Source organism: Caballeronia sp. LZ035 (assembly GCF_031451175.1).
Classification (GTDB): Bacteria; Pseudomonadota; Gammaproteobacteria; order Burkholderiales; family Burkholderiaceae; genus Caballeronia.
In genome coordinates this window covers 1,548,060-1,572,353 of record NZ_JARUXS010000002.1, presented here as the reverse complement: position 1 = coordinate 1,572,353, position 24,294 = coordinate 1,548,060, and the positions used below count along the sequence as shown (strand labels likewise).

23 protein-coding genes are annotated in these 24,294 nt (G+C 64.2%); 8 read left to right on the top strand and 15 right to left on the bottom strand.

Annotation, left to right across the window (positions count from 1 at the left end; translation table 11 throughout):
- Window positions 1-60 precede the first annotated feature (60 nt).
- Together QCE88_RS22840 and QCE88_RS22835 are read right to left on the bottom strand one after the other, a co-directional pair.
- Complete coding sequence (locus QCE88_RS22840) at window positions 61-2,409, bottom strand: transglycosylase domain-containing protein (RefSeq protein ID WP_309906391.1); 2,349 nt, start codon at window positions 2,407-2,409, stop codon at window positions 61-63.
- A gap of 96 nt (window positions 2,410-2,505) precedes the next feature.
- Window positions 2,506-3,033, bottom strand: coding sequence for an Lrp/AsnC family transcriptional regulator (locus QCE88_RS22835; RefSeq protein ID WP_309906389.1), 528 nt, complete (start codon window positions 3,031-3,033; stop codon window positions 2,506-2,508).
- Between the two features lie 174 nt (window positions 3,034-3,207).
- Between QCE88_RS22835 and QCE88_RS22830 the strand changes: the two genes are divergently transcribed.
- Window positions 3,208-4,224, top strand: coding sequence for a 1-aminocyclopropane-1-carboxylate deaminase (locus QCE88_RS22830; RefSeq protein WP_309906386.1), 1,017 nt, complete (start codon window positions 3,208-3,210; stop codon window positions 4,222-4,224).
- 6 nt (window positions 4,225-4,230) lie between these two features.
- Here QCE88_RS22830 and QCE88_RS22825 read toward each other — a convergent pair whose 3' ends face one another.
- The 5 genes from QCE88_RS22825 to QCE88_RS22805 form a co-directional block, all read right to left on the bottom strand.
- Window positions 4,231-5,118 carry a nucleotidyl transferase AbiEii/AbiGii toxin family protein gene (locus tag QCE88_RS22825; protein ID WP_309906384.1) on the bottom strand — a complete coding sequence of 296 codons (888 nt, stop codon included), beginning with the start codon at window positions 5,116-5,118 and terminating at the stop codon, window positions 4,231-4,233.
- Window positions 5,093-6,121 (bottom strand): type IV toxin-antitoxin system AbiEi family antitoxin, encoded by a 1,029-nt coding sequence (locus QCE88_RS22820; protein ID WP_309906382.1) that lies wholly within the window; start codon window positions 6,119-6,121, stop codon window positions 5,093-5,095. Before QCE88_RS22820 ends, QCE88_RS22825 begins: the two co-directional genes overlap by 26 nt.
- Before the next feature lie 108 nt (window positions 6,122-6,229).
- Window positions 6,230-6,550, bottom strand: a complete 321-nt coding sequence (locus QCE88_RS22815) for a pyrimidine/purine nucleoside phosphorylase (RefSeq protein WP_309906380.1) — start codon at window positions 6,548-6,550, stop codon at window positions 6,230-6,232.
- A gap of 152 nt (window positions 6,551-6,702) precedes the next feature.
- Window positions 6,703-7,770, bottom strand: coding sequence for an EpsG family protein (locus QCE88_RS22810; protein WP_309906378.1), 1,068 nt, complete (start codon window positions 7,768-7,770; stop codon window positions 6,703-6,705).
- Between the two features lie 442 nt (window positions 7,771-8,212).
- A complete protein-coding gene (locus QCE88_RS22805) occupies window positions 8,213-8,359 on the bottom strand; it encodes a hypothetical protein (RefSeq protein WP_309906377.1) in 147 nt (48 codons plus the stop codon).
- A gap of 764 nt (window positions 8,360-9,123) precedes the next feature.
- Here QCE88_RS22805 and QCE88_RS22800 point away from each other — a divergent pair.
- Window positions 9,124-9,855, top strand: a complete 732-nt coding sequence (locus QCE88_RS22800; RefSeq protein WP_309906375.1) for a Crp/Fnr family transcriptional regulator — start codon at window positions 9,124-9,126, stop codon at window positions 9,853-9,855.
- Window positions 9,856-10,048: 193 nt separating this feature from the next.
- Here the strand turns inward: QCE88_RS22800 and QCE88_RS22795 are convergent, their stop codons facing one another.
- Both QCE88_RS22795 and QCE88_RS22790 read right to left on the bottom strand, forming a co-directional pair.
- The gene (locus QCE88_RS22795) at window positions 10,049-11,242 is read right to left on the bottom strand and encodes a GNAT family N-acetyltransferase (protein WP_309906373.1); all 1,194 of its coding nucleotides are present in this window, start codon (window positions 11,240-11,242) and stop codon (window positions 10,049-10,051) included.
- A gap of 288 nt (window positions 11,243-11,530) precedes the next feature.
- On the bottom strand, window positions 11,531-12,946 hold the full coding sequence (locus tag QCE88_RS22790; protein ID WP_309906371.1) for an MFS transporter: 1,416 nt from the start codon (window positions 12,944-12,946) through the stop codon (window positions 11,531-11,533).
- 281 nt (window positions 12,947-13,227) lie between these two features.
- Here QCE88_RS22790 and QCE88_RS22785 point away from each other — a divergent pair, with 281 nt between their 5' ends.
- Window positions 13,228-14,262 carry an alpha/beta hydrolase gene (locus QCE88_RS22785; protein ID WP_309906369.1) on the top strand — a complete coding sequence of 345 codons (1,035 nt, stop codon included), beginning with the start codon at window positions 13,228-13,230 and terminating at the stop codon, window positions 14,260-14,262.
- Window positions 14,263-14,269: 7 nt separating this feature from the next.
- Here the strand turns inward: QCE88_RS22785 and QCE88_RS22780 are convergent, their stop codons facing one another.
- The gene (locus QCE88_RS22780) at window positions 14,270-15,112 is read right to left on the bottom strand and encodes an EamA family transporter (protein WP_309906367.1); all 843 of its coding nucleotides are present in this window, start codon (window positions 15,110-15,112) and stop codon (window positions 14,270-14,272) included.
- 108 nt (window positions 15,113-15,220) lie between these two features.
- On the opposite strand from QCE88_RS22780, the gene gcvA reads away from it, so the two are divergent.
- Complete coding sequence (gcvA, locus tag QCE88_RS22775; protein WP_309906365.1) at window positions 15,221-16,132, top strand: transcriptional regulator GcvA; 912 nt, start codon at window positions 15,221-15,223, stop codon at window positions 16,130-16,132.
- Here gcvA and QCE88_RS22770 read toward each other — a convergent pair.
- The 3 genes from QCE88_RS22770 to QCE88_RS22760 are packed head-to-tail and all read right to left on the bottom strand — an operon-like array spanning window position 16,129 to window position 19,810.
- Window positions 16,129-17,649, bottom strand: a complete 1,521-nt coding sequence (locus QCE88_RS22770; RefSeq protein WP_309906363.1) for a glycosyltransferase family 39 protein — start codon at window positions 17,647-17,649, stop codon at window positions 16,129-16,131. The two genes, gcvA and QCE88_RS22770, sit on opposite strands and share 4 nt — an antisense overlap.
- 13 nt (window positions 17,650-17,662) lie before the next feature.
- A complete protein-coding gene (gene lhpH / locus QCE88_RS22765; RefSeq protein ID WP_309906362.1) occupies window positions 17,663-18,670 on the bottom strand; it encodes a trans-3-hydroxy-L-proline dehydratase in 1,008 nt (335 codons plus the stop codon).
- Window positions 18,671-18,688: 18 nt separating this feature from the next.
- Complete coding sequence (locus QCE88_RS22760; protein WP_309906359.1) at window positions 18,689-19,810, bottom strand: branched-chain amino acid ABC transporter substrate-binding protein; 1,122 nt, start codon at window positions 19,808-19,810, stop codon at window positions 18,689-18,691.
- A gap of 249 nt (window positions 19,811-20,059) precedes the next feature.
- Between QCE88_RS22760 and QCE88_RS22755 the strand changes: the two genes are divergently transcribed.
- The 4 genes from QCE88_RS22755 to QCE88_RS22740 all read left to right on the top strand — a co-directional run bounded on the left by QCE88_RS22755 (window position 20,060) and on the right by QCE88_RS22740 (window position 23,175).
- On the top strand, window positions 20,060-20,785 hold the full coding sequence (locus QCE88_RS22755) for a haloacid dehalogenase type II (protein WP_309906357.1): 726 nt from the start codon (window positions 20,060-20,062) through the stop codon (window positions 20,783-20,785).
- Window positions 20,786-20,795: 10 nt separating this feature from the next.
- Window positions 20,796-21,530, top strand: coding sequence for a haloacid dehalogenase type II (locus tag QCE88_RS22750; RefSeq protein WP_309906356.1), 735 nt, complete (start codon window positions 20,796-20,798; stop codon window positions 21,528-21,530).
- 34 nt (window positions 21,531-21,564) lie between these two features.
- Window positions 21,565-22,062: an Lrp/AsnC family transcriptional regulator gene (locus QCE88_RS22745; protein WP_309906354.1), complete on the top strand. Its 498-nt coding sequence runs from the start codon at window positions 21,565-21,567 to the stop codon at window positions 22,060-22,062.
- Between the two features lie 93 nt (window positions 22,063-22,155).
- Window positions 22,156-23,175, top strand: coding sequence for an alcohol dehydrogenase (locus QCE88_RS22740; RefSeq protein WP_309906352.1), 1,020 nt, complete (start codon window positions 22,156-22,158; stop codon window positions 23,173-23,175).
- A 27-nt stretch (window positions 23,176-23,202) separates the two neighbouring features.
- Here the strand turns inward: QCE88_RS22740 and QCE88_RS22735 are convergent, their stop codons facing one another.
- Both QCE88_RS22735 and QCE88_RS22730 read right to left on the bottom strand, forming a co-directional pair.
- Complete coding sequence (locus QCE88_RS22735; protein WP_309906350.1) at window positions 23,203-23,739, bottom strand: YbaK/EbsC family protein; 537 nt, start codon at window positions 23,737-23,739, stop codon at window positions 23,203-23,205.
- 72 nt (window positions 23,740-23,811) lie between these two features.
- Window positions 23,812-24,192: an NUDIX domain-containing protein gene (locus QCE88_RS22730; protein WP_309906348.1), complete on the bottom strand. Its 381-nt coding sequence runs from the start codon at window positions 24,190-24,192 to the stop codon at window positions 23,812-23,814.
- Window positions 24,193-24,294: the final 102 nt, after the last annotated feature.

Here is a 24,294-nt window from a genome sequence, read left to right as displayed (position 1 = left end):
CGATGGCGGGCCGCGTGGTGATCGCCGGGTCTCCACGGCATCCTCATGGATGATCGCGCGCTATTCCTGCGACGCGGATGCCGCCTCCGCCGGCCTCGAGCCTGCGGCATCGTCGGGCGTCGGCAAGATCGGTGGCATTGTCGCGAACACGGGCGGCTTCGGCGGCGCCTCGGTCACCTCAGCGTCCGGCTCGGCCGGCGTGCGTTTCACACGGGCCGGTTTCTGCGCCGTGCTCTGTTTCGTCGCACTCGGTTTCGGCTCTTTCGAGAAGGTCTGCGCGAACCAGACGCTCGCGCGCGTGACAAGGGTCTGCCACAGCCCAGGCGCTTCCTGCGTGTCGAAGCGCGCGCGCGCGTCGATCAGATGCGCGCGCAACGTTCGCTGCACGAAATCGCCGACGATCGGCAACGCGCTGTGCGCACCTTGCCCCCAGTAGTCGCTGCGCAGCGTGACGCGGCTGTCGTTGAAGCCGACCCACGCGCCCGCTACCAGTTGCGGATGCATCAGGATGAACCAGCCGTCGGCATTGTCCTGCGTCGTGCCGGTCTTGCCCGCGACATCGCCGCGAATTCCGAAGCGTGTGCGGATGGTCGTCCCGGTGCCGCGGTTGATCACGTCGCGCATCACGTCGACGAGCTTGCGCGTCGCGCCAACCGGCAGCGCGCGCTCGGGTGCGTTCTCGAACCGGGCGAGCACTTCGCCGTCCTTGTCCTCGATACGCGTCACCAGCAATGGCTCGATATAACTGCCGTCGTTGGCGATCGTTCCATAGGCCGACACCATCTCCTTGAGCGTGACCGGACTCGTGCCGAGCGCGAGCGAAGGCACGACGTCGAGATGGCTCTCGCGTACGCCCATGTCGCGCGCGAGCCGCGCAACGCGTCCCGGCCCGACGGATTCCATCAGTTGCGCGGTGATGCGGTTTTTCGAATACGCGATGCCGTCGCGCAGGCTGACCGGCTTGCCGCTCGGCGGCGAGTCGTCGGTGGGACGCCAGATTTCGTTGCTGTTGATCGGGATCTCGACGGCCTGATCGACGAAAGTGTCGGTCGGCTGCGCGCCGTGCTCGAACGCTGCGCCGTAGACGAAGGGTTTGAAGGTCGAGCCGGGCTGGCGGCGGGATTGCGCGACGTGATCGAACGGATCCTGCGCGAAATCGCGGCTGCCGACCCATGCCTTGATCTGGCCGTTGCGCGGATCGAGCGCGACAAACCCGGCCTGAACGCGGGTCTTGTTCTCGCACAGCGATTGCATGAACGCGCGGTCCGCGCCGAGCTTGCCGACGGCGTCCGCGTCGTTCATGCCGCCGCTGCGCGCTGCGCGGTATTCGCTGGTCTCCCGAATGAACGCATGCGCGAGGTCCGCGTTCGCCTTCGCGCAGCCACCGCGCGTACCCCAGGCCGCGTTGGCGATCGACTGCAACTGATTGCCCTGCAAGACCAGCGCGTTCGTCGCCATGGTCTGCAGGCGCGAGTCGATGGTCGTGCGGACGACGAGACCGTCGGAGTAGATGTTGTAGTCGTTGTCGTCGGCCCATGCGATCAGCCACTTGCGCAGTTGTTGCGCGAAATGCGGCGCGCGGCCGGGCTCCTCGGTCTGGCGCTCGAAGTCGATGCGCAGCGGCCGTTTTACGAGCGCATCGAGTTTCGCGGCCGGCAGGTGGCCGAATTTCACCATCTGACCGAGGACGATGTTGCGTCGGTCGATTGCGCGCTCCGGATTGATCACCGGGTTGTAATAGCTGTTGCCCTTCAACATGCCGATCAGCGTCGCGCTCTGAAGGACGTCGAGTTCGCCCGCGGATTTGCCGAAATACGTGCGCGCGGCCATCTCGATGCCGTACGCGTTATAGAGAAACGGCACCGTGTTCAGATAAGTTTCGAGGATCTCGTCCTTCGAATAGACCGCCTCGATCTTGAACGCGGTGATCGCCTCTTTCACCTTGCGGGTGAGCGTCTGCGAGCGGCCGATTTCCTCCGGATACAGATTGCGCGCGAGTTGCTGCGTGAGCGTCGAGCCGCCTTGTTTGTCGCCTTTCAGCGTATGCAGCGCAGCGGAAGCCGTGCGCTTGAAGTCGATGCCGTGATGCGCGTAAAAGCGCCGATCCTCCGTCGCGATGAGCGCGTCGATGACCTGCGGCGAAATTGACTTGAGACTGACCCATTCGCGATGCGTCGGCTTGAATTCCGCGAGCAGCTTGCCGTCGGCGGAATAGATTTGCGCAGGCTGATCGACATTTGCGCGGCGAATGTCGCGGATGCCCGGCGTGAACGGAATCAGCACCAGCACATACAGGATCAAGAGCGCGGGGAGCACAAGCAGTGTGCGGGGTCGCAGATGCGGACGCAGCCGGGGCAGCAGGCGGGCCAGAAGCGCCCGGGCCAGGGCTTTGAAATCAGACGCGGTCACGACGAAACGGAATGCTCGGACAAGGAAAACCCTGAATCCTAGCGTAATTTTTCAGCAGGCTTACCGTCGAGCACGTTTCTTTCGACGGCAGCGCGATCACGCCGCCCTCGTTCCCGCCGATTCGCCGATAGGAAACGCCGTGGTCGAGAGAATCTCGCGCAGCACGACGAACGTGCGAATCTGCCGCACGCCGGGCAGATAGAGCAGCTTTTCGGCATGCAGGCGGTTGAAGCTGTCGCTGTCGCGCGTGCGGATCAGCATGAAGAAATCGAATTCTCCCGTCACGACGTGGCATTCCATGCAGCCCGGCACTTGCTGCGCGGCCGTCTCGAACGCGGCAAAGGAGTCAGGTGTGGACCGGTCGAGGATCACGCCGATCAGCACCAGCATGCCGGCATCGAGCGCTTTCGGATCCAGCAGCGCAACGGTTGCGCGGATCAGCCCCGCTTCGCGCAAGCGCTCGACCCGGCGCAGGCAGGCGGGTGGACTCAGGTTGACCTTGTCGGCAAGCGCGACGTTCGAGATCGATGCGTCGCGCTGCAACTGACGCAGGATCGCGCGATCGACCCTGTCGGTCTGCGGCCCCGCCGGCTGCGGGTTCGAAGCCAGGACGGTTTTTTTCATTGCGTTGAATAGACCATGAACGAAGTAAAAGTTTGAGATTACCGATCTTCAGGCTTGAACGTTAGGCAAACAGGAATTTTTTCGCAACCCGCGAATAACGTCAAATCTCTACGATTGTCCTCAGGCGATGCCGCACGCGGCGGCCAGACTTCCATCATCACGAGGATGCCGATCATGAACCTGCAACGTTTCCCCCGTTATCCGCTCACCTTCGGACCGACACCCATCCAGCCGCTAAAACGGCTCTCGGCGCATCTGGGCGGCAAGGTCGATCTCTACGCCAAACGCGAGGACTGCAACAGCGGACTTGCTTTCGGCGGCAACAAGACCCGCAAGCTGGAATACCTGATTCCGGAAGCGCTCGCGGAAGGCTGCGATACGCTGGTGTCGATCGGCGGGGTGCAGTCGAACCAGACGCGTCAGGTCGCGGCGGTGGCGGCGCACCTCGGCATGAAGTGTGTGCTCGTGCAGGAAAACTGGGTCAATTACTCGGACGCGGTGTACGACCGCGTCGGAAATATCCAGATGTCACGGGTGATGGGCGCGGACGTGCGTCTGGTTGCCGACGGTTTCGATATCGGCATTCGCAAGAGCTGGCAGGACGCGATGGAAAGCGTGCGCGCAGCCGGCGGCAAGCCGTTCCCGGTGCCGGCGGGCTGCTCGGAGCATCCGCTGGGCGGGCTGGGCTTCGTCGGCTTTGCAGAGGAAGTGCGTGCGCAGGAAGCGGAGCTCGGCTTCAAGTTCGACTACATCGTGGTGTGCTCGGTGACGGGCAGCACGCAGGCGGGGATGGTCGTCGGCTTCGCGGCGGACGGGCGGGCGCGGCGCGTGATCGGTATCGATGCATCGGCGAAACCCGCGCAGACGCATGAGCAGATCCTGCGTATCGCGAAGCACACGGCGGAGCTCGTCGAACTCGGCCAGGATCTCACCCACGACGATGTGATTCTCGACACGCGCTTCGGCGGCCCCGAATACGGCCTGCCGAACGAAGGCACGCTGGACGCCATCCGCCTTTGCGCGCGGCTCGAAGGCGTGCTGACTGATCCGGTCTACGAAGGCAAGTCGATGGACGGCATGATCCAGATGGTGCGCAACGGCGAATTCCCCGAGGGCTCGAAGGTCCTCTACGCGCATCTCGGCGGCGTGCCGGCCCTCAACGCGTACAGCTATCTGTTCCGCAACGGCTGAGGTGCATCACGGTGCGGCTTCGCGGAAAGCCTGTCTGAACGCGTCGAACAGCGCGGCGATACGCTCGCTGGTGTCGGCGTCGAAGACCGGAAGGCGCGTGCCGAGCATGTGATCGAGGATCGGCGGCGCAGGATCGTCCACGCGCAGTACCGCAAGCAGGTGCGCGCGGACTTCGCCGACGGCGAGCGCCGCCGTATCGCGGCCCAGCAACGCGGCGCCCGCGATGTCGGGATCATGGCCGTGGCGCTCGACGAGATCGAAGGCATCGGAATAGAGACGGTCGAGCTGGCCGGTCTGAGCGTAGCGCGCCATCAGGAACAGCAGGTCGATCGCGTCCTTGCGCTCGGAAGCGTGCCGGTCCTGCCAGGCGACGATCTTCAGCATCGCCTGCGCGGGCAGCGAAGCAACCGGCGCGACCAGATCCGGCGCGATGCGCACGCGAATCGCCGCATCGAGCGCCTGCCGGAAGCCGGCGACGTTCATCCGCACGGATTGGTCGGGCGGCCACGCGATCTCGCCGCGCTCGTCCTGCACGCCGCCGAACGGCACGATGTCGAGCCAGGTGCGCTCGTTCGTGTGTGGCGCGCTGAAGTCGAGCCGATGAATCGCGTGTTTCGGTGCAGCGAAATGGCCGGACGCGATCAGTGTGTTGCGCAGCGTGTCGTGCCCCGTCCAGCTTTGAATCGAAATGCCGATGTCGACGTCGGCGGTCGCGCGGATCGCCTCGATGTCATACACATGCGTGAGCAGGATGTCACGCGCGCTGGCGCCGCCGACAAACCACGCGATGCCGGTCGCCTGCGCGGCAGCGGCGACTTCGCGCAGCATCGCGGCAACCGGCGCGGCGAGCGGCCGGTGGGGCAGCAGGTCAAGCGGCGGTGAGATAGCGTTCACGCAGCATCCTGGCGGTGTCGAGATTGCGCGGGTCGCCGCTCGCCATCAGATCGGCATAGACGAGCAAAGGGGCGACGACGTTCTGCGGAAGATCCCTGATGGGGGCGAGTTTCATCGGCGCACGCAGGAACTCGACGTTTCCGCCCGGATCGGGCCGCAGCCGCGCCTGCATGATCCATTCGCGCGGCACGGCATCCGCGCAATAGGCCGTGACCACCGCCGGCTTCAGATATCCGGTGAGAATCGCGGCCGCCGGTTCGCCACCGAACTGGCATTGGCCGGGCAAATCGGGAATGGTGCGCCACCAGTCGTTCGAGTCGGCGCGGTAGCGTCCCAGCACCAGCGATTCGCGCAACTGCCGCGCATACAGCGCAACCCAGTCGTCGATGAGCTGTTCGCGGTCGGCGAAGCGCAGGCCGCGGCCGTCCGGCCGCTCGATCAGATCGCGGTTCCCGGTCAGCGCGCGCACGGCACTCTGTACCGTGCCGTGACTCACGCCCGCGCTCTGCGCGATATCGCGATAACTGCGCTCCAGCAGTGACGGATCGACGAGCAGGGTGAGCGTGACGCGCAGCGTCGATTTGGTCCAGGTTGTCGAGCGACGTGCCCGGCTCTCGGCCACGCGCGGCTGGCCGGACACGATCACGACGCAATTGCCTTCGATGAGGCTGGCGTTGCCGGCAAGATCGAGTGCGTCGACGTCGAATTCCCGGCACGCCCGGATCATGTTCGACGAAAGATGGGTGGTGACGAGCGTCAGCCTTTCCGATTGCGCTTCGGCAATGGCCGACAGCACGCTGAATCTGTCGATGACTTCACGCACGACGACGGGCCGCCTGAAGCGCGTTGCGCCGACACGGAACTCGATGGCGGCATCGTGCTGGCTGCCCGCCGGTGTTTTGACGCGGCGCGCGACGAGGCCGGTGGCGTCGCCGAAGGCGGCGGCTGCCGCTTCGGTCATCTGTTCGAGGTGTTCCTTCTGACGCTCGGCACGGGGCGGCATGACGAATCCCTCTGTCTGGTTTTCCTGATTGTACACGGTACGTGGACAAGCGAAAAAACTGGACAGACTGGCCGGATGAGATGAATGCCGGCGATCGCCCGATTTACTTCAGAGATAGCTGCAGACGTAATCCAGCGTGTCGATCACCTCGATGTCGAAGCGGCTCTTGCCCGGGACCGGGAATGACTCGCCTGCGCCATAGGTTTTCCATTCGTCGCTTCCGTCCAGGCGGATGCGGCATGTGCCGGCCTGTACTTCCATCAGTTCCGGCGCATCCGTGCCGAAGTTGAGCGTGCCCGGAAGAATCACGCCGAGTGTTTTCTTCTTCCCGTCCGCGAAGAGAACCGTGTGCGAGACACATTTACCGTCGAAGTAGACGTTGGCGCGTTTGATAACGGAAACCTGGTCGAATTGCGTTGCGGCCGTCATGGCGGACTTCCTCTTCCTGAGTCAGCGGGTATGAGTGCGGGATGCGCCTGCGCCGGAGCGTGCCAGCGCAGGCCGCCATCATACAGGCTGATGTTCGCGCGGCCGCGACCTCGAAACATTGCAGGAGAAGGCCATGTGCCGTGATTCCGGCTTCAGCGGAAGAGATAAACGTATGAGCCCCGCTGCCAGCCGAGGTACGCCTCGGCCGCGATCATCAGATAGAGCAGGGTGGTCAGCCATAACGTGATGCTGTTCCTGATCCGTATCTCCTGAACGAAGAACGGCAGCATCAGCGATATGTAGTAGAACACCCGGTCCTTGCCGAACGGAAACAGCACGAAGGCGAAGACCAGATACACCACCAGCCCGAAATGCATCAGCGACAGTTCGCGGAGCGTTGTCTGCAGGCGCACCGCCCGAACATAGGGAAGCGAGATGAGCAGCAGGGCCGAGCCGATCGCGTACGACATCATCAACACGAGCAGGTTGATCGAAAATTCCGCTTCGTAGTTTGCATAGTCGCCGATTCTCCGGCCACCGAAGGTATCGAAGAGGATCTGCGCACTGGCGGCCAGCACCCCGGCGGCGACGCAAACCAAGGGAATCGCGACGCGGTTATTGCGACCGCTCAGACGCGCGGCGATCAGGAGCGCCGCCGGAAAGGCGATGGTCGTGTGGACCGTGCTTGCGATCAGCATGCCCAGCACTGGGCGGCGCCAGACGAAAGCGAACGTCATGGCAATCGCAAAAGCGAATCCCTGACGCACCTGAAAGAGTCCGGTGATGGCGAGCGCCGATGGGATCACGATCCACAAGGCCAGCCCGAGCAGTGGCCGGCGCAGACGCGTGAGCGCCCAGAACACCAGGCCATTCGAGAGCGCGACCGTGATCCGGATGCCCGTGTCGGGAGTGAAGCCGAATGCATTGACGAAGATGATCCACAGGCGCCAGCCGATTTCATCGGTGATCATGCGCGGGATGAGGCTCGGGCCGAAGCCGCGACGCTGGAAGTAGCTTTCCAGCCACGCCCAGTCGGTATAACGGAAGTAGACGAGGTACGCGTCCTGATCGGGGATCCGATAGATCGAACGATCAGCGGTGACGAGAAACCATATGATGGTTGCTGCGATCACCAGGAATGCCCAGCCTGCGGGCGTGGAGAAGAACGCCGGTTCGCCCGGGCTGCGGGTCACACCCATTGAAGCGGGGGCTTTGCTCAACGCCAGATTTTTCATGGTCGTGGAGAAGGTACGGTGGCACCGAGGCGGCGGCGCTCCGGATTGCGACGCGATGCGCGCCCTACCCGCTGAAGCGTAGCCCGGTCGACAGAGCCGCCAACGATCGCATCGTTCAGTACAAAGGAAGTAGAGACACTAGCGGGTTTTGATCGCTTTGGGTGCGAGTTTTACGCCCGGGGATTTTGAATTTTCCGAGGGTACGCGAGCGCACATAAAAGCGTCGTGCGTTGACTTACACGCTCGTGTCGCGCGATGGGGTTTCCACCGCATCGCGCGCTTCGGAGCACCGCGCGAACGCCGTGCCCGGCTCATCTCACTCGAACATGTCCGCCTGCGTCGCCACGAGCTTCGGTGTGATGCCCGGCAAAACCGTAGTCGCAGGCTTGTCGGGCAAGCGCGCGGCGCGCGGCTACCAAGCGCTCCTTCAGACACTGGCGATGCTCGGCGTGCCCCGGAAAGAACGGTAGGGAAAGATCCGCCCGGCTTGCCCAGGCTGATAGATCGACATCCGGCCGTTGAGATCGATGGCCAACTCCGCGACCGTTGCGGGTGCCTCGATGACGTCGTTCATGCTTCGCTCCAATCAGATGGACGACGACGGCTTTCATGGTGACGCGAGCACGCCTCGATCACAACGAAGCTTGTTCAACAAGACTCGAATCACACTCATGCTTCCGGCCTGATTTGTTTCTGGTCAGTCCAGAAACGCAATTCGTGTACGCAATGCAACATTTTTTAACGAACCTTGCGTTCGGTGTGAGCGTTTAATGGTTCCGTGCACGAACCGACTGCAAAACAGCCCGAGCCCCGTCCGGCAAGGACTCTGCAATACGCGGCACCGACGCTGACCGAAACGCCGGCCCAAACCCTATCCACGAATGCAACGTTTTTCGCAAAACGCTTGTTTCTTCGTGGAAGGGGGCTTCATATCCACCATCCACCTCATCGGCAATCTTTGCCGGTGCCTTGATCCACCGTCTGACGGGCTATTCAGCAGACGAAAACGTTGGCGCGCCGGGAGGGTCTGTGCGCTTACGGTATGAACGTCACTGTTCACGACTGAATCATTTTCGTTCGGCGACCGGTCGCGGGTTCGGGCGTCCGGACGCAAACCCACACAGACCCTATACAGAACGTGGCCTGGCACACCTCTCGCTAATGTATGACCAAGCACGAAGGCCGCCGCGATCCAAAACCACAAGAAGCAGCGGCGGCCGGGTGCAACGGGGCTGGTCACAGCGGCTTCGACGATCGACACAGAATTGATCGCGAAGCCGCTGGGGGCCAGAAAAAAATCAGGCGCGCAGAAGCGCACAGAGAAAAGAGCATAAGAACATGTTGACACTTCAATCGGATCTGCACGGCAATCACCTGTTGGGCGCGCTTCCGGCGCAAGAATGGCAGGCCATCGCGCCGCATCTCGAACTCGTCCAGTTGCGCACCGAGCAACTGCTCTGCGATTCGGGACAACGCATTCATCACGTGTATTTCCCGACGACCGCCATCATCTCGCTGCTCCACACGATGGAAGACGGCGGTTCGGTCGAAGTCGCGGCGGTCGGACGCGAAGGCATGTCCGGCGTGCCGGTCCTGACCGGCGGCGACACGATGCCGACCCGCGTGCAGGTCCAGTGCTCCGGCTTCGCGTATCGCATGAGCGCGGGCGCCTTGCGTGAGCACTTCGGCCGCTCCGATTTCCTGCGCCGCGTGATGCTGCTGTATATGCAAGCCCTTCTGACGCAAGTCGCGCAAACGGCCGCGTGCAATCGCCATCACTCGCTCTCGAAGCAACTGTGCCGCTGGCTCCTGATCCAGACCGACCGCACGCCGTCGGACCAGCTGCGCGTGACGCAACAGATGATCGCGGACATGCTCGGCGTGCGTCGCGAAGGCGTGACCGAAGCCGCCGGCAAGCTGCACGACCTGGGCCTGATTCATCACAGCCGCGGCTGCATCAAGGTGCTGGACCGTGCCGGCCTGGAAGAGCGTGCATGCGAATGCTACGGCATCGTCAAGCGCGAATTCGACCGGATGCTGCCGCGTCGTCAAGTCGAAGCACTGGTGTAAGCATGAAAGACCGTGACGGAGCGGCGCGGGCCGCTCGCGTCATCGGTGGATGGATCGGACGAAACCGTCCGTTGAGTGACCGGCAGCCGCCGTGCCGTGCCGTGCCGTGCAATAAAGCCGGCAATGCGGCAGACGCGAACCGCGCCAAAGCGCAGCCAGGCAGCATCCTCAGACACCGCCACGCGCGGACCGCTTACTTCCCCAGATTCTCCATCGTCGCCGCGCCGTCGGGCCCTTCGCCCGCGCGTGCCGTTGCGCCGCGTGGAGCAGGCATGCCGCCCTTGAGCCACAGATAGAGATCGCGCAGCGCGTGCACGATCCGGTGGCTGATCACGCCCCATGCCGAGTTGCCGATCTGCATCGACCACGCATAGCTGCGATTGCCACGGCCCCAGTAAGTCTTGAAGCGCTCCGAGCCGACGCCGAAGTCGATGTCGTAATGTTGCTCCAGCGCCCACTTCACCGCGTGTTCCCACGCCACCGCGCCGGCGCCGAACTTGCCATAAGCCGGATCGAAACTGGCGATCACCGCGTTGGCGAGCGGATTGCCGTGACTCATGATGGACACCGCAATCGGCTGCTCGCCGAGCGTGACGGCAATCAGCCGGGCGGGCGGCTCGCCCGCGGGAAAGCCGCCGGGCCGGGTGAGCGTCGCCATCAGATACGCCTGGTAATGCGACGAGAACAACCAGACGCCCTGCTTGCCGGTGCGCTCGCCCCATTGACGCTTCCACGCGAGCATCGCGCGCACGCATCGATCGATCGTGCCCACATCCGACGGCTCGATCATCCGCACGCGCAAGTCACCTTCCTTCGCGAGACGCCGTTCGAGCTGTCCGGGCTTCTTGCCGTTCATGGTGCCGAGCGAACGGCAGTACGTGGCCCAGTCGGTTTCGTCGCGCAACTGCGCGACCCATGACTCATGGCGCGAACGCCCCAGCACGTGTCGCTCGCGCAGCGCGATGCGATGCAGTTCGGAACCCTCGTTCACATACGGCAGATGCACGAAGTCCGCCTTGCACTTCGCGCGGGCGAGACGCCACGCCGCGTCGATCAGCCTCGGCGCGCGCGGGCCGTCCTCGACGAGCACGCTGGTGTAGTCGGCGGCATCCGGGCTGAGCGGCAGCAGATAGGTCCAGAGAATGCGTCGCCACGAAACGAGCGGCCAGACGAGCCGCAGTTCGCCGTTCTCGCGCAGCACGATGCAATGCAGCTTCCTTCCTTGAGGAGCGGCCACGTGCCGCCAGGCGAGCAAGCAGATGTCGAAGCGCTGGAAATACCGTCCGTTTGCCTTGAGCCAGAGGGCATTCCATTCGCGCTCGAGCGCCAGGAAACCCTGCTCATCGCAAACGACTTCAAGTCGTGTTTGGTCGTGATGGTCGTTCATTGAATCCCCGAGACCCGATGCGCGAGCGCGACTGCGCCCGTCACGGATGCTCCAGCGGCGGACGTCTCGTTGCGTCCTTTCCGCCAGTTCATGCCTAGTACGAATCTACTCGGGGTGACGACGACTTGTCGGCCAACTATCAGTGCTTTTCACGCAGAAAGCGAAAGATGATGGCATTTTGTCTTCGGAATAAGCGATTTTACGCAATTATCCGTAAGCTTTTGTTTTTCTCTGCGTAATGCATTGGTAAAACGCGCTTTGGTAAAACGCGCGCAAGCATGACAGCCGTCAGGCGCCGGCATGCGCGCCGCGCAAATGAATACCCAGCGCGCGCCGTGCACTCAACGCGAGCAACACGCAGGACAGCGCGTTGAAGAGAAACAGTCCGCTCGGACCGACGACGGTCATCAACGAAGACGCCAGCGCCGGGCCCGCCATGCCGCCGAACGAGAACAGCGCGAGCAGCGTAGCCGAAATAGCCACGCGATGATGCGGCTCGGTCCGGTCCTGTACGTGCGACACGATCAGGCCGTACTGCGTGAAGGTGACCGCCACGTAGGCGAGGGTTGCGCACCAGGTGACCACGCGCACGTCGATGCAGAACAGCACGAGGCTCAGCGTGGCCGAGATCGACGCCGTGATGTACACCAGTCGGCGCCGGTCGAAGCGATCGGAGAGGCGGCCCATCGGCCATTGCGGCACGAGCGCGCCGATCAGCGCGACGCCCATGAAGGTCGCAAGTTCGCTCGTCGAGAAGCCGGCGCGCTGGAGATAGACCGGCATCATCGCGTAGAAGGCGCTGTAGATGAAACCCGCGAGCACGCAGCCCGGCACGGCGAGCGGCGCGGCGGCCATCATGTCGCGCACGCTTTCCCGCCAGGTGCGCGCGGGCACGCGGTGCAGGGATTCGTCGGCCACTTTGACGGGCCAGCCTTCGAGCAGCGTCACCGGCATCACGGCCGCCGCGAACAGGGCGGCCGCGATCGAGAATTGCTGGCCGCCCATGCCCGCGCCGAAGTTCAGCAGGAACTGTCCGCTGCCCACCGCGAGATAGTTGATGGCCGCATACGTGCCGAAGACCTGTCCGCGCTTTTCGTTTTCGACCGTGCCGTTGAGCCAGCTTTCGATCGACACGTACAGGCCCATGAAGGCGAAGCCGGTCAAGAGGCGTACGAGGGCGAGCGTCCATGGCGATTGCGCGGCGCCGAACGCGAGCGCGAGAATCGACGCCGCCGCCGAGTACGCGACGAAGGTCCGGTGCTGCCCGATGCGGTCGATGAGCCTGCGGTTGACCATCGCGCCGAGAATGAAGCCGGCGTAGTAACACGACTGAACCAGACCGATCACGATGGTCGGATAGCCGGACTGCATGATGCGCAACGGAATCAGCGTCTGGAACAAACCATTTCCGACGATCAACAGCGCATAGCTGATGAGCAGCCCTGCGAGCGCGCGATAACTGCTGCCCGCGCCGGCCGGATGCACGTGCGGTGCGGCCTCGGGCGGCGCGGGCGCGGCCGGCGGCGTCTGCCGGCCGAACAGCGCGGCTTCGGTGAGCGGCCCGGTGCGGGTGACGGCGGGCGCTTCCAGTTCGAGGCTCGTGTCCGCCGGTGCTTCGCTTGCTGTCTCTTCCTGTGTTCCGTGCGGCGGCTCTGCGGCATCGCCCGCCGGATCTCGTGCGATTGCGTCTTCGGTTTTTGACATGACACCCTTGAAGTTCGCTATCGGGCGGCCCTTGTCGTGTGGTGACCGGACTCGCCCGCGCTTGCTATTAAGCGCTCAGACAAGAATGGTAACCGGCTCCGCCCGTGTGGATGCCGTCATTTGCTTATTGTTACGGTGCGTGATTGTCGTGTATCTCACTGTGTCCATCCGGGCCACCGACACAGTGCGTTGCACGCGCCGCCTGTCTCGACACACGCCGGATACGTGTGGCGCTTCAAATGATCCCCTCATCGAATAACCTGAAAACGAGAGGAAAGATCATGCCGGACCGTATCGATACCCGTCGCCGCCGCTTGCTTGGCACCGCTGTTGCCGGCATGGGTTTGCTTGAGATGGGGCTGAGCGGGCTCGTCGAGGCGGCGGACGCGCGGAATGCTCCCGCGCCCGCGTTGCCGGAAGCCTTCACGCACCTGAAGCATATCGAGACCTCGACGCTCAGCATCGCCTATGCAGAGGCTGGCCCGCGCAACGGTCCGGTCGTGATCCTGCTGCACGGCTGGCCGTACGACATCCACAGCTACGCCGAAGTCACGCCGATGCTGACGGCGGCGGGCTATCGGGTCATCGTGCCGTATCTGCGCGGCTATGGCCCGACGCGCTTCCTGTCCGCCGATACCCCGCGCAACGGCCAGCAGGCCGTGCTCGCGCGCGATGTGATCGAGATGATGGATGCGCTTTCGATCGAGCATGCGGTGCTGGGCGGTTTCGACTGGGGCGCGCGCACGGTGAACATCGTCGCGGCGCTGTGGCCGGGGCGCGTGAAGGCGATGGTCTCCGTGAGCGGCTATCTGATCGGCAGCCAGCAGGCGAATCAGGCGCCGTTGCCGCCGCAGGCCGAGCTGTCGTGGTGGTATCAGTTTTACTTCGCGACCGAACGCGGCCGCGCGGGCTACGACGCGAACCGGAACGCGTTCAACCGGATGATCTGGCAGACGGCGTCGCCGCAATGGCGCTTCGACGACGCGACCTACGCGCGTTCAGCCGCGGCGTTCGGCAATCCGGATCACGTGGCCATCGTGATTCACAACTATCGCTGGCGGCTCGGGCTGGCGCAGGGCGAGGCGCAATACGATGCGCTCGAGGCGCAACTCGCGAAGGGGCCGTCGATCGTCGTGCCGGTCATCACGCTGGAAGGCGATGCCAACGGCGCGCCGCATCCCGCGCCGGCGGCGTATGCGAAGAAGTTCACGGGGCGCTATGAGCATCGGACCATCGGCGGTGGGATCGGACACAACTTGCCGCAGGAAGCGCCGCGCGCATTCGCCGATGCGGTGATCGACGTCGCGCGCATGTGACGGCCGCTCAAAGCCCGAGGCACACCGCGCCCGCAGCGACGACCACGCATGCCATCCAGCGCCGCGCGTCGACGTTCTCGCGCAGGAACACACGACCGATCAGCGCCGCGAACACGACGCTGGTTTCGCGCAACGCAGAGACGGCGCCCATCGCGCCTGATTGCATCGCCCAGATGACGATGCCGTAGGCGGCAATCGAGACGAGTCCGCCCACGATCGACGAGGCGACCGACATCGGCGCGGCGAAGACCGGCTTCCAGATGGCGTCGGCGCCGCGTCGCACGATGAAGATCAGCGGCATGAACCAGTAGAAGAGGAACATCCACGCCGTGTAGGCGAACGGCTGATCGCCCGAGAGCCGCACGCCGATGCCGTCGATCACCGTATAGACCGCGATGGTCACGCCGGTCGTCAGCGCCGCGAGTGCGCCTGCGCGCGAGACGTGCCGCCCGCGCAGCGCGAGCGCCATGATGCCGGCCGAGATCAGCGCGATGCCGAGCACGCGGAGCGCGCCGATTCCCTCATGCGCGAACAGCGCCGCGCCCAGGGTGACGAGCAGCGGCGACGAACCGCGCGCGATCGGATAGGCCTGCGCGAGATCGCCGCGCCGGTACGAACGCACGAGGCTCACGTTGTAGACCACATGCACGAGCCCGGAGGCGATCAGATACGGCCACGCTGCCGGGGCCGGCAACGGCAGCCACATCACCGCGACGAGCGACACCGCGCCGATGGCGATGCTCATCCAGGTCATCGAGAGGAAGCGGTCGCGGTTGCCGTGCAACATCGCGTTCCAGCTTGCATGGAGCAGGGCGGCGAGCAGGACGATGCCGCCGGTATAGCTGAGCATGAGCGTGCTTGTGGGCTGTGGTTGGCGTATTCAAGAGAATAACTATCTTGTAAGCGGCTCACAAACCACTTATCTTCGGATGTCGCGTCAGAAAATCTCTCCTGAAAAATGAACCGGACCTTGCCACCGCTGAATGCCTTGCGTGCGTTCGAAGCCGCCGGGCGCCTCGGCAGTTTCAAGCAGGCCGCCGCCGAACTCCACGTGACGCACGGTGCGGTGAGCCAGCAAGTGCGTCTGCTCGAGGCGTGGCTCGGCGCGCCGCTGTTCGAGCGCCATAATCGGCGCGTCGCGCTGACGCCGGCTGCCGAGGCCTATCTCGCGCAGATCGGCCCGCTGTTCGATCAACTGTCCCAATCCACTGCGCGCTACGGTCTGTCCGAAGCCGTGAGCCGCACGCTCAGCGTGAATGCGCCCGCGACCTTCGTGCTGCGCTGGCTGGTGCCGCGTCTGGAAGATTTCCGTCGCGCGCATCCGGATGTCGAAGTGAGGGTGGAGACGTCGAACGAGCCGGTCGAGGCGCTCAAGGAGAGTCACGACATCGTGATACGCGGCGGTCCGGATACGTTCTACGGCTACGCAATGCAACCGTTCCTCGCCGAAGAGCGCCTGCCGGTCTGCAGTCCGGCGCTGTTGCGTCGCGTGCCGCTGCGTGTGCCGCAGGATCTCGAACGGCACACGCTGTTGCACGCATCGAGTCTGCCGCGTGTGTGGCCCGACTGGCTCGCGAAAGCGGAGGTGCCGACGCTGCGTCCGGCCGCCGTCATGAGCTTCGACCATTTCTATCTGACCTTGCAGGCGGCAGTCGATGGCATGGGCATCGCGATGGGTCCAACGGCGCTCGTCTCCGACGATCTCGTGTCGGGCCGGCTGGTCGCGCCGTTCGACGCGCCGCGCTTGCCGTCGCGTACGTACTGCACGTATGTCGCGGAAGGCCGTCAGGACGATCGGCTGATCGTGCTGTTCCGTTCGTGGCTGGAACGCGAGGGCGACGCGTGCGCGCGGGAAGAGACGGCGCGCTAGCCGTAGCGCTTCACCGCGCGCCAGAACGCGGGCCAGGGCTGGCGCGGAGCGTCGCAGATATAGATGTCGCGCTGGCGCATCGAGCTGTTGGCGATGCCCAGCGGCGTGTCTGCATGCCCGGCGATCCGGCACGCGACGAGTTCGCGTTGCACGAAATCATCCGGCACGCCGACGACGATCAGCGGTTGCGGCGGCGGATTGCCGTAGCCGCGAAACCAGTTCGTATTGGTGCCGGAGATCGCGGGCGGCAGGCCGTCGCGTGCGCCATAGAGCCTGAGCGCGGCGACCTGGGCCGAATCGGCAGCGAGAATGCCCGCGTTCGCGCGCTGCTCGGCGGGCAGCGCATCGCGGACGCGCACGACGGCTTGCGCAAGTTCCGGCCAGCCGAGTTCCTCGTTGAAGTTGCCGCCGTTGAGGCGGTCGGCGCTGCGCCACCATGCCGATCCCAGCGGGGCGACCGGCAGCACGGGCGCCGCGCCCAGCACGCCGCCGAACGCGAGCAGCGTCCACACGCACACGCCCGCGACGCGTGTCCGCCGCGCTCCCAGCGCGGCCATCGCGCGCACGCCAGAGACGGCGCCGGCGGCGAGCAGCATCGGATAGGCGGGCGCCATGTAGTAGTCGCGTCCGTGCGCGAACATGAACAAGACGAGCGGCACGACGAACATCCAGCCGATCGCGCGAAAACGCGTGCTGCCCGCGCCGATCAGCACGCTGTAGAGCCCGGCGAGCCATAACGGAAGCGTGAACGGACTCGCCGCGATCCACAGTTGGCCGGACAGGAAGCCTGCGGTGCGGCCCAGCGCGACATCGCGTTGATGAATGCTTTCCAGGAAGTCGAGCGAGATGAAGTCATGCCGGATCTGCCAGACGAGATGCGGCAGCACGATCACGCCTGCAAGCGCCACGCCGCCCCACAGCCATGGACTGCGCAGATGCCGCCGCGCGGACGTGAGCAGCACGCCGGCGACGATGCCCGCCGCGAGAAACGACATCGTGTACTTGGTCAGCAAGCCCAGCCCGACCGCGATGCCGACGCCGATGAACGCGCGCGGGTCATCGGACGCCAGCACGCGCACCATGCAGTACGCCGCCGCGACCCAGCACAGATAGTCGAGGCTGACGTACTGGAACAGGCTGCCCGCGCTCAGGGCGACGCTGCTGATCGCGGCGCCCAGCGCGGCGACGATCTGCGCGAAGCGGCTTCCGCCCATGTGCCGCGCCATGAGTCCGGTGAGCACGAGCGCCACGCTCATCGCGAGCGAGGAGAAGACTCGCAGCCCGACGAGCGATGGCCCGAACAGCGTCGTGGCCACGTAGGCCAGGAACGGCGTGACGGGGGGCACGCCAACATAACCCCACGCGAGCGCGCGGGCGTCTTCGAGCGTCGACAGCTCGTCGCGATGAAAGCCGTAGCGGCCGTTGGTGAGCGTGTGCAGCAGGAACAGTGCGATGGCCAGCAGGATCAGCACGGCGAGGTCGCCGGTTGCGTCGGGCTTGCCACGCACGCGTTGCATCGACCGCCGCGCCTCAGCGCACTAAAAAGCCGTACGCCAGCGGATCGCGTTCGTCGATGATCCAGTTCGCGAAGCCGCAGATATACGCCTCGCCTTCGATTTCCGGAATGACCGCCGGAATGTCGTGCACCGTCGTTTCCTTCAGCACGCGCCCTTTGAAGACGGTCCCGACGATCGACTCATTGATGAGCGTTTCATCCGCGCCGAGCTGTCCGCGCAGATAAAGCTGCGCGACGCGTCCGCCGGTGCCGGAGCCGGTCGGCGAACGGTCCACTTCGCGATCTGCGAACACGCAGCAGTTGGCCTGCGTCGAGCCGGGATGACGCGGCGCATTGGCGATGATCGTGCCGTAGATATGATTGATTTCCGGAATGTCCGGATGCGCGAGCGGGAACGCCTTGTTTGCCGCCGTCTTCACCTCCGCGCCGAAGCGGATCAATTGCTCCACAGACGACTCGCGCACCGGCAGGTCGTGCGGCGCGCCATCGGCGTAGAAATAGAACGCGCCGCCATACGCGATGTCGCCCGTCACCTTGCCGAAGCTCGGCGTGTCCACGGTCACGTCGCGCTTCCAGATGAAGGACGGCACGTTCACGAAGCGCACGGAACCCGCGTGATCGCCGTCCCACTTCACGAAGGCTTCGATGAAGCCGCACGGCGCATCGATGCCCACGCGCGTCTCCGGACCCGTGCGCTGCACCCAGCCCAGTTCGACCGCCGCCGTGGCCAGCGCGATGACACCGTGTCCGCAGTGATCGCTATAGCCTTCGTTGTGCAGGAAGATGATGCCGAAGTCCGCTTCCGGCGATACCGGCTCGGTGAGATAGCCGCCGTACATGTCGGCATGGCCGCGCGGTTCGAACATCAGCGCGCGGCGGATGTCGTCGGCATGTTCCTTCAGCCAGGCGCGGCGCTGCACGATGGTGTCGCCGGGCAGACGCGGCAGGCCGCTCGTGACGATGCGGAACGGCTCGCCGCCGGTATGGACTTCGACGGTCGAAATGGATCGGGAGAGTTTCATTGCGGTGTGCGGTGAGACTTATTGAGCGTAGGGAACGGGCAGCCCGTTGCGGATCATGTAGACCGTGGTGGGCGCGCCCTGCAGGTCGCCGCTGGCGTCGAACGAATAGGTGCCCGCAACGCCCTTGTACTTCTCCTTCGCCAGTTGCGCGATGAGCTTCGCCTTGTCGGTGGTGGTGCCGGCCTTGACCATGGCATCGGCGAGCATCTTCACGCCGTCGTAGTAATTGACGCCATAGACCTGCGTGTCCGTGTGATAGGCATCCTGATACTTCTTCAGGAAGGCGCGGCCTTCCGGCGTCTTGTCCAGCGCCACGCCGCCCTGCGCGCAATAGACGCTGGATGCCGCCTCGCCCGCGACCTTGCCCATGTCGGCGGAACAGATGCCGTCGCCGCCGAGCAGCTTCGCGCGGATGCCGCGTTGCTTCATCTGCTTGGCCATCGGCGCGCCTTGCGACGCATAGCCGCCGAAGAAGATCACATCGGGATTCTTCGCCTTGATCGCCGTGAGAATGCCGAGGAAATCGGTGGCCTGTGAATTGGTGAACTGCTGATCGACGATCTTGATGCCGTTCGCCTTCGCCACTTTCTCGAACTGTTCGGCGACGCCCTGGCCGTACGCGGTGCGGTCGTCGATGATCGCGGCGGTCTTCGCCTTCAGCGTCTTCGCGGCGAACTCGCCCATGGTGCCGCCGAGTTGCTCGTCACTGGCGCCGATGCGGAAGATGTTCTTGAAGCCCTGCTTCGTGAGCGCCGGGTTCGACGCGACCGGCAGCAGCGGAATGCCCGCCGTGCTGTAGACGCGCGAGGCCGGAATCGCGACGCCCGAGTTATACGGGCCGAGCACTGCGAGCACGTTGTGATCGGTGAGATTCTGCGCGACCTGCACGCCAACCTTCGGGTCGGCCTGATCGTCCTGCGAATCCAGCTTGAAGGTGACACTCTTGCCGCCGATGCTGATATTCGCCTTGTTCAGTTCGTCGATGGCAAGCCGCGCGCCGTTCTCGTTGTCCTTGCCGTTCGGCGCCTGCGGGCCGGTGAGCGGCGCGGAGTGGCCGAAGGTGACGACTTCCTGCGCGGTGGCGGACGCGGCCACGGAGAAAACGGATACGGCAGCCAGTGCAAGGACGGAATAGCGCATGGACTCGTCTCCAGACGGTTTCGAAGGAACACCAATGTAGTGCAGATGGATGGGCCTCTCAAGCAGTTAAAAATAAGACCGGTCGTTCTGGTAAGGTCTTGAAACCCTTTGCGCGCGCACGGCAGAATCTGCTGCGGCACTGCGCGCAAACCGCACAAGCTGCGGTTGGGGCGGGCAACATCGGCTCCGGCTGCCGCTGTGTCTCACTACACTGACTGCTCCACCCCTCGCCATCAGACAGGAGCGACCGTGAAACTCACCGACTTCGACACCCTCACCTTCGACTGCTACGGCACGCTGATCGACTGGGAAAGCGGCATCTTCGAAGGGCTGCGCCCGCTGCTCGAACGCGTGCAGCCCGCACTCTCGCGCGACCAGGTGCTGGAAGCACACGCGCGCCACGAGTCGTCGCAGCAGAAGTACACGCCGGCGAAGCGTTATCAGGATCTGCTGGCCATCGTGTACAAGCGACTGGCCGAGGAGTGGGGCGTGCCGCATACGCACGAGGAATGCGTCGCGTATGGCCGTTCCATTCGGCACTGGCCGGCCTTCGCAGATTCAGCCGAGGCACTGCGCTATCTGAAGCAGCATTACAAGCTCGTGATCCTCTCCAACGTGGACAACGAAAGCTTCACGCACAGCAACACGAAGCTGCAAGTGACGTTCGATGCGATCATCACGGCGGAAGACGTCGGCTCATACAAGCCGTCGCCGCGCAATTTCGAGTACATGATCGAGAAGCTGGGCGAGCGCGGCATCGCCAAGGAGAAGATCCTTCATACCGCCGAAAGCCTGTTCCACGATCACAAGCCGGCCAACGCGTTCGGCCTGACGTCGTGCTGGATTTATCGGCGGCATGCGCAGCCGGGCTTTGGCGCAACGATGGATCCGGGCACGCAGCCGACCATCGCATTCCGCTTCAACAGCATGGCGGAACTCGCGCAGGCGCATCGCGAAGCGTTGGCACAGTCATGAGGAGAAAGGTGTGCGGCTTACCGAGTTCAAGGCACTGACGTTCGATTGCTATGGCACGCTGATCGACTGGGAAGCCGGCATTGCCGCCGGCTTGGCAAAGCTCGCGGCACGGCTTCCCAAAACGCCCACGCGTGACCAGATTCTGGAAGCGCATGCGCGCCACGAGTCGCAGCAGCAGTTGCTCACGCCCGCCATGGCCTACAACCGCTTGCTGGAGATCGTGTACAAGCGCGTGGCGGAAGAGTGGCAGGTCGGCTATACGTGGGACGAGGCCGTGGCTTATGGGGCGTCCGTCGGCGACTGGCCCGCGTTTCCGGATTCGGCCAGCACGCTTCAATATCTGAAGAAGTATTTCAAGCTGGTCATCGTTTCTAACGTGGACAATGCGAGCTTCGAATCGAGCAAGCGCAAGCTGGATGTCGCGTTCGACGCCATCGTGACCGCCGAGGACGTCGGTTCATACAAGCCCGCGCGCCGCAACTTCGACTACCTGTTCGACGTGCTGACCCGGCTCGGCGTGGACAAGCGGGAGACGCTGCACATTGCGGACAGCAATTATCATGATCTGCTTCCGGCGGAAGAATACGGCATGCACGGTTGCTGGATTCACCGGCGCTTCGAGCAGCGCGGCTTCGGCGCGACCATGAAGACGCTCACGGAACCCGCCGTCGAATTCAAGTTTACGAGCATGGCGCAACTCGTCACCGCGCATCACGCCGAACTCGCTGAAGGCCAGGAAGGCTGACCCGGCCGCATGGCGCCCATCGATCCCGCACGACATGAACCACCGACACAAGCTGGACCGCATCGACATCCGGATCCTGGCCGAACTGCAAAAGAACGGCAACATCACGAACGCGAATCTGGCGAGCGTGGTCGGGCTGTCGGCGAGTCCGTGTCTGCAACGCGTGCGGCGGCTCGAAGCGGCGGGCATCATTTCGGGCTATGGCGCGCATCTCGATCTGACGCGGCTCACGAGCACAGTGACGGTCTTCACCGAGATCATGCTGCACGATCACCGTCGTGAAGACTTCGTGCGCTTCGAGGCCAATCTGCGTGATGTCGAGGAAGTCACCGAGTGTCATCTCGTCAGCGGCGGCTATGACTACCTGCTCAAGTTTCTCGTCAAGGATATCGGTCACTATCAGGAGGTGATCGAGAAGCTCGTCGACCGCAATGTGGGCATCGAGAAATACTTCAGCTATATCGTCATTCGCTCGCCGTTCGTCAGGCATACGGTGCCGCTGGCATCGCTGCTCGCCGACGACGAGCGCTGACCGCGCCCCGAGCTTTCAAAACGACGGACGGCATCCTATTCTGAAACTCTTTGCGTGTCCTCCGAAATCTCTTTCATGCGACAGGAGCAAGCCATGGCGAAGATGAAGGCAGTGCAGGTGGCGCAAGCGAATGGTCCGCTCGAAGTGGTCGAGCGCGACGTGCCGGAACCGCCGGAAGGCCATGTGCTCATCAAGGTTCAGGCGTGCGGCATCTGTCATAGCGATTCACTGACGAAGGAAGGCTTGTGGCCGGGACTCCAGTTTCCGCGCGTGCCGGGGCATGAAATCGCGGGCGTGATCGAGAAACTCGGGGCGGGCGTCGAAGGATGGCAGCAAGGACAGCGCATCGGCGTGGGCTGGCACGGTGGGCACTGCGGCCATTGCGAGCATTGTCGACATGGCGACTTCGTGCTTTGCCAGAAGGGGCTCGTGCCCGGCATCAGCTACGACGGCGGCTATGCGGACTACATGGTGGCGCCGCAGGAAGCGCTGGCGCGCATGCCCGACGATCTGTCCGACGTCGATGCCGCGCCGCTCCTCTGCGCCGGCATCACCACCTTCAATGCGCTGCGCAACAGCGGCGCGCGTGCCGGCGATGTGGTCGCGGTGCTGGGTATCGGCGGGCTGGGGCATCTGGGCGTGCAGTTCGCGCGCAAGATGGGTTTCGAGACCGTGGCGATCGCGCGCGGTCAGGACAAGGCGCCGCTGGCGAAGGAACTGGGCGCGCATCATTACATCGACAGCGAAGCACAGAATGTCGCCGATGAACTGAAGGCGCTCGGTGGCGCGCGCGTGATCCTGGCGACAGCGACGAGCGGCCGCGCGATGAACGCGGCCATCGGCGGGCTTGGGCTGAACGGCAAGATGATCATGGTGGGCATCTCCGACGAACCCGTCGAAGTGCCGATCACGCAGTTCATCATGGGGCGTAACTCGGTGCAGGGCTGGCCGTCCGGCACGGCGGCGGATTCGCAGGAGACGCTCGCGTTCAGCGCGCTTTCCGGCGTGAAGCCGATGATCGAGGAATATCCGCTGTCGCGCGCGGCGGAAGCCTACGACCGCATGATGAGCGGCAAGGCGCGCTTCAGAGTGGTGCTGACGCCGGGCAAGTGAGCGGGCAACGCGCGTGCCCGTGAAGGTTCAGGTGGCGAGCGCCGCGACCGTCGTGTTCGGCAGCGCGAGCAGCCGTTGCGGCGACATCAGCAGCTTCGCCTCGCGCACGCCGGCGCCCATCACCACGCGCGCGCGCTCCATGACGGCGGCCTCCACCAGCACGAGCCACGACGCCGGCACGCCGAAGGCGGTGATGCCGCCATACTCCATGCCCGAGTGTTCGGTCGCCACTTCGCGCGACGCGAACGAGATGCGCTGTGCGCCGAGTGCGCGCTTGACCGCGCCGTTCACATCGAGCCGCTTCGAGGCGAGCGTGACGATCGCCGCATAGTGTTCGCCGCCGTCCTTCTTGAATCGCACGACGATGGTGTTCGCGCAGTCCTCCAGGTCGATGCCGAAGCGCTCGCTGCATGCGGCGGTATCGGAGGCATCGTCGGGGACGCGGAACACGGTGATGTCGGTGCCGTGCAGCGTGGCAAGCACGCTGGCGGGGAGCGTCGCCGCGATGTCGTCGGCGGACATGAGGTCGAGATTGAGCGCGTAGTCTTCTTGGGGCGTGTTCATGGGCTGTCAGGCGGGCGCCTGGAACGCAAAAGGTTCTCAGGGTAACCGATGCGCGTGCGCCGCGCTTTGACGCTACTTGCCGCGCACGCTGTTGCGCTTCTCGCCGAGAATCTTGACGATGACCTTGGTGGGCGAACTGGTGGCGAGCCGCGCGATCTCGTCGACATGCACCCAGCGGCACCGCGCGATCTCATTGTTGGCGCGAGCTTTTGCGCTCTTCGAGACGTCGCAGAAAAACACGTGGTGATGTTTCTGGTCGCCGCGATAGTTGAACAGGTGTTTTGCCGACTTGCCCGACAGACGGGTTTCTTCTTTCAGCTCGCGGAGCGCGGCGTCCGAAAGAGCTTCGCCGCGCTTGAGGATGCCGCCGGGCAGCGCCCATTTGGATTCGCGCCGCGCGACCAGCAGAATGTGTTTGCCTCTCCGGCAGACGACCGTGGCTCGTTTCCTCAAAATCGCTCCGATGTTTTTGTTCTCGCGCTACCGTTCGCAGGGTATCGCCCTGTCGGGCAGCAGCTAGTGTACCCAAGGTGAATTTTCTTGTGGAGCACCTTG